General features: G+C 65.0%; 5 protein-coding genes and 2 pseudogenes. 3 read left to right on the top strand and 4 right to left on the bottom strand.

Features of this window, described 5'->3' with window-relative positions; translation table 11 throughout:
* Nucleotides 1-163 (top strand): annotated as a pseudogene (locus tag WAO18_RS25340) (TetR/AcrR family transcriptional regulator); the annotation flags it as partial.
* On the top strand, nt 160-1,101 hold the full coding sequence (locus WAO18_RS25335; protein WP_422208972.1) for a R2-like ligand-binding oxidase: 942 nt from the start codon (nt 160-162) through the stop codon (nt 1,099-1,101). The pseudogene WAO18_RS25340 and the gene WAO18_RS25335, both read left to right, overlap by 4 nt.
* Nucleotides 1,102-1,153: 52 nt before the next feature.
* Here the strand turns inward: WAO18_RS25335 and WAO18_RS25330 are convergent, their stop codons facing one another.
* Nucleotides 1,154-2,530, bottom strand: a complete 1,377-nt coding sequence (locus tag WAO18_RS25330) for an NADP-dependent succinic semialdehyde dehydrogenase (RefSeq protein WP_422208971.1) — start codon at nt 2,528-2,530, stop codon at nt 1,154-1,156.
* Nucleotides 2,531-2,611: 81 nt separating this feature from the next.
* On the opposite strand from WAO18_RS25330, the gene WAO18_RS25325 reads away from it, so the two are divergent.
* Nucleotides 2,612-4,258, top strand: coding sequence for an acetolactate synthase large subunit (locus WAO18_RS25325; RefSeq protein WP_422208970.1), 1,647 nt, complete (start codon nt 2,612-2,614; stop codon nt 4,256-4,258).
* A gap of 19 nt (nt 4,259-4,277) precedes the next feature.
* Here the strand turns inward: WAO18_RS25325 and WAO18_RS25320 are convergent, their stop codons facing one another.
* The 3 genes and pseudogenes from WAO18_RS25320 to WAO18_RS25310 form a co-directional block, all read right to left on the bottom strand.
* Nucleotides 4,278-5,717, bottom strand: coding sequence for a lipase maturation factor family protein (locus WAO18_RS25320; RefSeq protein WP_422208969.1), 1,440 nt, complete (start codon nt 5,715-5,717; stop codon nt 4,278-4,280).
* A gap of 77 nt (nt 5,718-5,794) precedes the next feature.
* Nucleotides 5,795-7,468 (bottom strand): alpha/beta hydrolase, encoded by a 1,674-nt coding sequence (locus WAO18_RS25315; RefSeq protein WP_422208968.1) that lies wholly within the window; start codon nt 7,466-7,468, stop codon nt 5,795-5,797.
* A 105-nt stretch (nt 7,469-7,573) separates the two neighbouring features.
* Nucleotides 7,574-8,829, bottom strand: a pseudogene (locus WAO18_RS25310) (hypothetical protein); the annotation flags it as partial.

Raw genomic sequence — 8,829 nt, 5'->3', positions numbered from 1 at the left:
GTACATGCGTGGACTGGACCCGATCCTAGGGCTCGACGAACCGAGTCCTGAGCAGCCGGCGTTGGCGGTACGCCGGCTGGTAGCCGTGTTGAACGCGGCATTTTCACCAATTCCCGCTGACAGCAGCTTAATTCAGCGACAAAGATCTGAGGAGGTCACATGACACGCACGAGTACACGTTCAATGGTGGCGGGCGGACTCAACTGGGACAGCTTGCCGCTCAAGCTGTTCGCCGGCGGCAACGCGAAGTTCTGGAATCCCGCCGACATCGACTTCTCCCGCGAGCGCGCGGACTGGGAACGGCTCACCGAGGACGAACGCCACTACGCCACCCGGCTGTGCGCGGAATTCATCGCCGGTGAGGAAGCTGTGACCGAGGATATCCAGCCGTTCATGTCCGCGATGCGGGCGGAGGGCCGTCTCGGCGACGAGATGTACCTGACGCAGTTCGCATTTGAGGAGGCCAAGCACACCCAGGTTTTCCGGATGTGGCTCGACGCTGTCGGCATCACCGAAGATCTGCACGAATATCTCGAGGACGTGCCGACCTACCGCACGATCTTCTACGAGGAGTTGCCGGCGTCGCTCAACGCCTTGGCGACCGACCCGTCACCGGCGGCCCAGATCCGGGCGTCGGTTACCTACAACCACATGGTCGAAGGCATGCTGGCGCTGACCGGATACTTTGGCTGGCACAAGATCTGTGTGGAACGCGGCATCCTGCCCGGCATGCAGGAACTGGTGCGGCGCATCGGTGACGACGAGCGACGCCACATGGCGTGGGGCACCTTCACCTGCCGGCGTCATGTCGCAGCCGACGACCGCAACTGGGACATCTTCGAATCGCGGATGAATGAGCTCATGCCGCTCGGCCTGCGTCTCATTGAAGAAGGCTTCGCGCTGTATGACCCGATGCCCTTCGGTCTTTCGGTCGACGAGTTCATGCAGTACGCCGCCGACAAAGGGATGCGGCGGTTCGGCACCATCAGCAGCGCACGCGGACGGCCGCTTGCCGAGATCGACCTCGACTACTCGCCGGTGCAACTGGAGGACACCTTCGCCGACGAGGACGCCAAAGTTCTCGCCGGCGCGGCTGTCTAGATTTGATGGCGGCGGCCCGCTGCGCCCGGCTACGCCGCGCTTGCGACCGCCGCTAGCCGACCCAGACGGTTTTGGCGTTGCAGAACGCGCGGATACCCAAGCCCGCGAGTTCGCGACCATAGCCGGATCGTTTGACGCCGCCGAAGCCCAGTTCGGGGTACGACACGGTCATCCCGTTAATGAACACCTGGCCGGCCTCGATGTCGTCGATGAAGCGCTCCTGCTCGGCTTCGTCGTTCGTCCAGGCGTTGGAGCCCAGGCCGAATGTGGTGGCGTTGGCGATTTCGATCGCCTCGTCGATGCCGGAGGCCCGGTACATCGAGGCCACCGGGCCGAACACCTCTTCGGTGTAGAGCGCCATGTCCTTGGTGATGTCGGTGACCACCGTCGGCGGGTAGAACCAACCGGGCTGGTCCGGAGTCTTGCCGCCGAGGCGCACTTTGGCACCCGCGGCGACGGCATCGTCGACCTGCTTGGCGATTTCGTCGCGGCCCGATTCGGTGGCCAGCGGACCCACGTCGGTGTCCGGGTCGGTCGGGTCGCCGACCTTCAGGGCCTGCATCTTCTCGACAAACTTGTCGACGAACGCGTCGTAGATGTCGGTGTGCACGATGAACCGCTTCGCGGCGATACAGGACTGGCCGTTGTTCTGCACCCGGGCGGTGACCGCGGTCTTCACGGCCTCGTCGAGGTCGACGGACGGCATCACGATGAACGGGTCGCTGCCACCGAGCTCCATCACGCTGGGTTTGATCTCGTCTCCGCAGATGGCGGCAACCGATTGACCGGCGGGTTCGCTACCGGTCAGCGTGGCCGCCTTCACCCGCGGATCGCGCAGGATGGCCTCGACGGCGCTGGACGACACCAGCAGCGTCTGGAAACACCCCTCCGGAAAACCGCCGCGGGCGATGACGTCGGACAAATACAGTGCCGACTGCGGCACGTTGGAGGCGTGCTTGAGCAGCCCGACATTTCCGGCCATCAGCGCAGGCGCGGCGAACCGGACGGCCTGCCACAGCGGGAAGTTCCACGGCATCACGGCCAGCACGACGCCAAGCGGCTGCCAGCGGGTGTAGGCGCGCTTCGCGCCGACCTTCGATGCCTCGGCAGGCTCGTCGGCCAGCAGCTTCTCGGCGTTTTCGGCATAGTAGCGAAAGCCCTTGGCGCACTTGATCGCTTCGGCCTTGGCCGACTTCAGGGTCTTACCCATTTCCAGCGTCATCATCGCCCCGACCTCGTCGGCTTCCTTCTCCAAAAGGTCGGCGGTGGCGTTTGCCCACTCGGCGCGCTGGGCAAACGTACTGGAGTGGTGGTAGTCCAGGAACCGTTCGTGGGCACGCGCGATCGCGGCCTCGACGTCGCTGTCGGTAGCGGGGGTGAAGGTCTTGACTGTCTCGCCGGTGGCCGGGTTGATGGTCGCGATGGGCACGGTGACATCCTTCGCTGCAATAGTTGGTTCAAATTTCAACAACCAGCCTGCCACTATCGTTCCCACTAAGGGAGGTTCCGGATGACCAAAGCCGCCGAGCTGATAGTCAAGTGCCTGGAAAACGAGGGCGTCGAGGTGGTCTTCGGGTTGCCGGGCGAGGAGAACATCCGCTTCGTGCAGGCGCTGGCGGCCTCTGACATCCGCTATGTGCTCACCCGGCACGAGCAGGCGGCGTCGTTCATGGCCGAGATGTACGGCCGGGTCACCGGCCGGGCGGCGGTGGTGTCCGCCACGCTGGGCCCGGGTGCCATCAACATGCAACTCGGTGTCGCCGACGCCACCACCAACAGCACGCCGTTGGTCGCGATCTCCGCGCAGGTCGGCCAGGACCGCGAGTACAAGGAGTCGCACCAGTACGTCGACCTGGTGTCGATGTTCGCGCCGATCACTCGCTGGGCCGCCGATATCCCGACCGCGCGGGCGATACCGGAGATGGTTCGCAAAGCGTTCAAGCTCGCCGAGACCGAACGCCCGGCAGCGGTGTACCTGGCCGTGCCCGAACACATTGATGCCGATGAAGACGACTACGACCTGGGTCCGTTGCCGCGCAACGTCGTTCGCGCGGAAGCGCCCGCCTTCCGTCAGGTGGCACGGGCGGTCGACATCCTGCGCGAGGCCAAGCGGCCGGTGGTACTGGCCGGCCACGGCGCTGCCCGCTCCGACGCGACCGACGCCTTGGTGCGGTTTTCCGAAAAATTCGGCATCCCGGTGGCCAACACGTTCCACGGCAAAGGCGTCATGCCCGACGACCATCCCAACAGCATTGGGGCGCTCGGTTTCATGCGGCACGACTACGTCAACTTCGGGTTCGACAACGCCGACGCCGTCATCGCGGTCGGATATGAACTGCAGGAGTTCGACCCGGTCCGGATCAATCCCAAAGCCGACAAGAAGATCATCCATATCCACCGGTTCCCGGCCGAGGTCGATGCGCACTATTCGGTGGACGTCGGGATCATCGGCGACATCACCGCTTCGCTCGACGCGCTCACCGAGGCGCTCGACGACCATGTCTTCGTCGCTGACCCCGAGATCCCTGGCTCCGGTCTACTCAGCGAGGAATTCGCTCGGGGACAGCAGGATTCGCGATACCCCCTTGCACCGGCTCGGGTGGTCGCCGATACGCGTGCGGCGCTGGATCGCAGTGACGTGGTGCTGGTGGACACCGGCGCCACCAAAATGTGGATGGCACGGCTTTATCCGACCTACGAACGAAATACCTGTCTGATCTCAAATGGATTGTCCACCATGAGCTTCGCGCTGCCCGGCGCGCTGGGAGTCAAGCTGGCGCAGCCGGAGTCGAAGGTGCTGGCGGTGGTCGGGGACGGGGCGTTCCTGATGAACTCTCAAGAGATCGAGACCGCCGTCCGGGAGCAGATACCGCTGGTTGTGTTGATTTGGGAAGACGGCGGTTACGGCTTGATCGAGTGGAAAATGGATCTAGAACTCGGCGAGCACTATTACGTGAAGTTCGGCAACCCCGACATCGTGAAGTACGCGGAAAGCTTTGGTGCCAAGGGCTATAAGATCGCGAGTGCCGACGAATTGTTGCCCACGTTGCAAACGGCTTTGGCTGATGACGGGGTGTCGCTGATCTGCTGCCCGGTCGACTACTCCGAAAATCTGCGGCTGACCAACCGGCTCGGCGAGCTCGACGAGTCACTGTAGCCGCGCGGGACGATTCGGATCAGCGACCTGCCGTACCCCGCAGTGCAATGGGCGGCAGGTAGTCACCTTCCAGCGTGCGATGCCACCACGCGTGATCGCGACGCAGCTCGACCGCGGTGGTGAATCGGTACCGGTACATCTGCGCACGCACGTAACGTGGCGGGGCATCAGGGAATGGATTGTGGCGCAGCAGGCCCAACGTCGTCGAATCATTTTCCAAGAGCCGCAACATGAATGGACGCAGCCACGAGTAACCGTACTGCGGGGAAATCGCAGCGAACCACATCAGCCAGTCCAGTCGCAGGTGATACGGCGCCCATTGCCGCGGCAGTCGGTGGACCGATCCCGGCTTGCCCTTGAATTCGTATTCCTGCCACACCGTCTGCGCGGTGATCGTCGGCTCGTCGGTGCCCTCGATCACCACCTCCCGGCGGGTGCGCCCGATGCTGCCGAACGCCCCATACGTGTTGATCAAATGAAATGGGTTGAACGACATATTCATTCGCTGGCTCCGCGAGATCATGTTGCGCACCGGCCAGTAACTCAACACCAGAGTCAGCGCCGCAAACACGATCACCAGCGCAGCGAACCAGCGTGGAGCTTCGGAGAGCGCGGGCTGGTGGGGGATGGGCAGGACCGCCGCCACCGACGTCGCGTCGATTGCACTGCAGGCCAACAGGATCGTCAACCAGTTGAGCCACGCGAAGTTACCGGATGCCACCAGCCACAGCTGGGTGATGACGACGATCGCGCCGGCGATGCCGGCCACCGGCTGCGGGGCGAACAGACCGAACGGAACGATGAGCTGCGCGAAATGGTTACCCGCGGCTTCTACCCGATGCAGCGGCTTGGGTAGGTGATGGAAAAACCAACTCAGCGGCCCTGGCATCGGCTGGGTTTCGTGGTGGTAGTACAGGCAGGTCAGGTCCCGCCAGCACGAGTCGCCGCGCAGTTTGATCAGGCCCGCGCCGAATTCCAGCCGAAACAGCAGCAGCCGTGCAAGCCAGATCGCCAGCACCGGTGGCGCAATGCGATCGTTGCCGAGAAAGGTTGCCAGGAAACCCATTTCCAGTAGCAGCGACTCCCAGCCGAAGGAGTACCAGGTCTGGCCGACGTTGACGATCGACAGATACAACACCCACAGCAGCAGCCACAACAGCACCGCCGCCCAAAGCGGCACCACGTCGGCCAAACCGACTGCCATCGCTGTCGCCAGTGCCGCGCCTGACCCCGCGACCGTCCCGAAGAATCGATCGGAGTAGTGGGCGTGGAAGATGCTCGGTGTTCGCGCGAACGATTGCCGGGCCAGGTAGCGCGGCACCGGCAGCAACCCGTGTTCGCCGATGAGCGCCCGGAATTGCCGCGCTGCTGCCACGAACGCGAAGACATACACCACCGCGATGCCGCGCTCCAATATCAGCCTGCTCAGCCAATATTCCGGTGCGCTCAACCAGTCCATGTCCGTAACTCCTGGCGAGGAGTGGATCTCTATTGTTGCGCGTACCCGTCTGCCCGACCGGAAAACCGCCGAGTAGCTCAATCGAGGAGGTAGGGCGGCGGCACGCCGGCGATGACCGCGCCGAAGTTCGCCAGCGCCTTGTTCCCGCCCAACCAGTAACTGCTGTGCGCGGCGACGCTGGGCAGACCGAAAGGGCTGGCCGGCCCGGGGTCGGCGGCGAGTCGTCTGGCGCCGAAACCGGGTGCCATCGGGTCAGCCCCCAACGTCCATTCCGTGACGATGCCACCTATGCCGATCATGTCGTGGGCGGCACGCATGACATAGACGCTGCCGCCGTCGTGCAGATTCAGCCGGCCGGCGCGATCGACCAGCATGCCCGGGCTTCCGACCGCGATGACGTTGTCGGCGTCGAGATGTCGCCCCGCAGAGGCTGCCGACCCGACCACGGTCGAGCCATAGCTATGGCCGATCACGGTGTCGACCGAAGGTGGGCCGATATGCGAGGCACGCTGCCCGTTTTCGAACGTGTCCAGCCGACCTGCCCCGCTGTGAGCGGGTTGCGGAAAAGCCGCGCGGCTGAGATCCATTGGGCGGTCGTAACCCATCCATGTCGTCACCGATACATCGCCCGGTTGCAGGTTGGGCTCTGCGGCCAATGCCGCGGTGTGCATGGCCAAGGCCTTGTCGTCGCTGAACGCGAGTCGGCTCAGATCTTGGCCGGTGCCCGGAACGTAGATTGCGTTGCGGCGCGCGGTATCCGGGTTCGCGACCGCCACCGCGCCGTGGCCGAGCTCGTCGAGGACACCCAAGTACCGTTTCGGTCCGCCTGCGGAATTCAAACTATCTTGAACGGCTTGGTAGCCCGCGAGGTGTCTTCTGGCCGCGACCAGCTGTGACTGCAACGCATACACCGCGCCATCGTCGACGTGCGGTTCGGCCATCAGCCGGTCGATGTGCTGCTGAATCGCGGTGACGTCGGACCGGGATCGCTGTGCGAGCTCGGCCAGATGCAAACGGTTGTAGTGGTCCTTGCCCAGCCGGTCTGGGGGAGCCCACGGCATGCCCGCGTGGTTGCCGATGCTGGGGTCTCGGCCGTACAGCCAATCCTTTTCCTCGGGACTGAGCTGATTCCACAGCTCGTTGAATTGTCTTGGATCGTCGGGCAACGGCCACGACAGCGCATCTTGGATCCGGGGTCGGTTGTCGTGAGGTCCGGCCGGAATCGGCCGATCCCCGTCGGCCATGTCGATCGCGCAGGCCAGTTCCTGATCCGCTGACGCAGCCTCTGCCACAATCGCATCCAAGCGAGGCTGCAGCTGGATCTCGGCGATCAGCGCTTCGATGGGCGGCCCGTCGAAACTCGAGCTCGGCACCACCTTGTTGGTCAGGCAGTCGATCGTCATCTGAAGTTCGGCGGCGTCGCGACGCAACGCGCTCAACTCGGACTGCACGTGCGCGATGTCGTCTGCGGCTCGGCCGGCCGCCTGTGCCACCGCCAATGACTCGCTGCCGTGCGCGTCGAGGTCAAGGCGTATCGAGGCGATGCTGTGTCTGCGGGCTTGCGCGGTGGCGCCCCGCCACGTGTCGAATACCGCCAACGAGCCCAGTTGACGCGCGGCCTCGAGGGTGGCCTGCCCGCGCTCGGCAGCGGCGTGAAACACCTCGCGCACCGACTGGGCGCTCCACCGATCGATATCGGCCACCGTCAACGTCATGAGTACGGCCGAGCCACTGCGCGCATGTCCCACCACCTCGCAGATATTGCGCTGACTATCGGGTAACAGCCGCAGAGGAGCCCCGCAACTCAGGTGTTGACGGGCAACCCGTGGAATGGGAAGTGCATGCACAGCTGAGCTTTAACGCTCAGCAGCCCGCACAACTGTTGAAGCGGCCAGCGCCGCGAGGGAAACAAGCGCGAGCAGTTGCACGACGGCCGAATGGCCCGCGTACCCGTCGACCGAACGCCACGGATGCCGCGACAGCGCTGAGCCGGCCAGAATCAGACCGCCGGCGCTCAACCAGATAGCCGCGGCGTCGCGCCGTCGTGGACGATTACGCAGCACCCAACGCAGGCCCAGCGCGGCACCGAACACCAGGACGCCCACCACCCCGGCGATCAGGCCACCAGCTATCAGCAGCGCGACAGCGGCCCAGGGCCCGGGCGCCCACGGGCGCGCGGCGGACTCCTCTGGCCGGCGTCGCTGCGGCCACCATGCCAGCAGCGCCAACAGTGGTAGCAGCGCCAGCCCGCCGGCCAGGCCGGCCCGGTACAGCGCGTTGGGTGCGAAGGTCAACGTGATGGTGCCCGACGTTCCTGGCGGCACCACCCATCCCTGCTGCCAGCCGTTGACCGCCAACGGCTTCAAGCGAGTCCCCGAGCTGGTGCGCGCCACCCACCCGGTGTTGATGCTTTCCGGCACGACCAGCACCCGCGACGTCGTCGCGTCCGGGACTCGCACCTCACGTCGGGCCGGACCCCACGTCCCGGTTGCCGCCGGCGTCGATGGATCGGCGGCCGACTGAGCGGCAAGCGGTCCGGACAATTCCGCGCCGTCGACGACGAATTGTGGTCCGGGACTTACTAATAGCTCCTGTCGACCGGTCGGCAGCACAATCGGCTCCGCATCGCAGGGTTCGGAGGTTACCGGAGCGCCGTCCAGCAGCGCGCCGACGGTCGTGTGCACCGCGGTGTGCACAAATCGGCCGGCGATCCCGATCACCGGTCCGTGCTCGCAGTCGACGGTGACGTCGCGAATCCGGTTGCGGGCCGCGTCGGCGGCGGCGATCGGTCTGCCGTCGGTATCCAGCGCCGCGATCTCGGCCAGCCCCGGTGGTTTGAGTTGGTCGAAGCCCAGCGCGGTGCGGTCGATGACGTCTTTCCAGTCGAGCAGGCTGACTGTGACGGTGTCGGTGACAAGCGGCTTCAGCGGCAGATCTTGTGGCCCCGACGATTTCAGCGCGTGGACCTGTGGGCCGTCGCCCAGGTCGACGGCCACCATGGTCGGATGCGCGGGCACCGATGACGTGCTGGGCATCAGGCGCAGCGCGGCCACCTCGGTGGGGCGAGGCAGGGTCAGGGTGAGCGTCGGGGGCGTTTTGTGCTGTACCACTC

This window comes from Mycobacterium sp. (genome assembly GCF_049278535.1).
GTDB lineage: Bacteria > Actinomycetota > Actinomycetes > Mycobacteriales > Mycobacteriaceae > Mycobacterium.
This window is presented reverse-complemented; position numbering and strand designations above follow the sequence as displayed.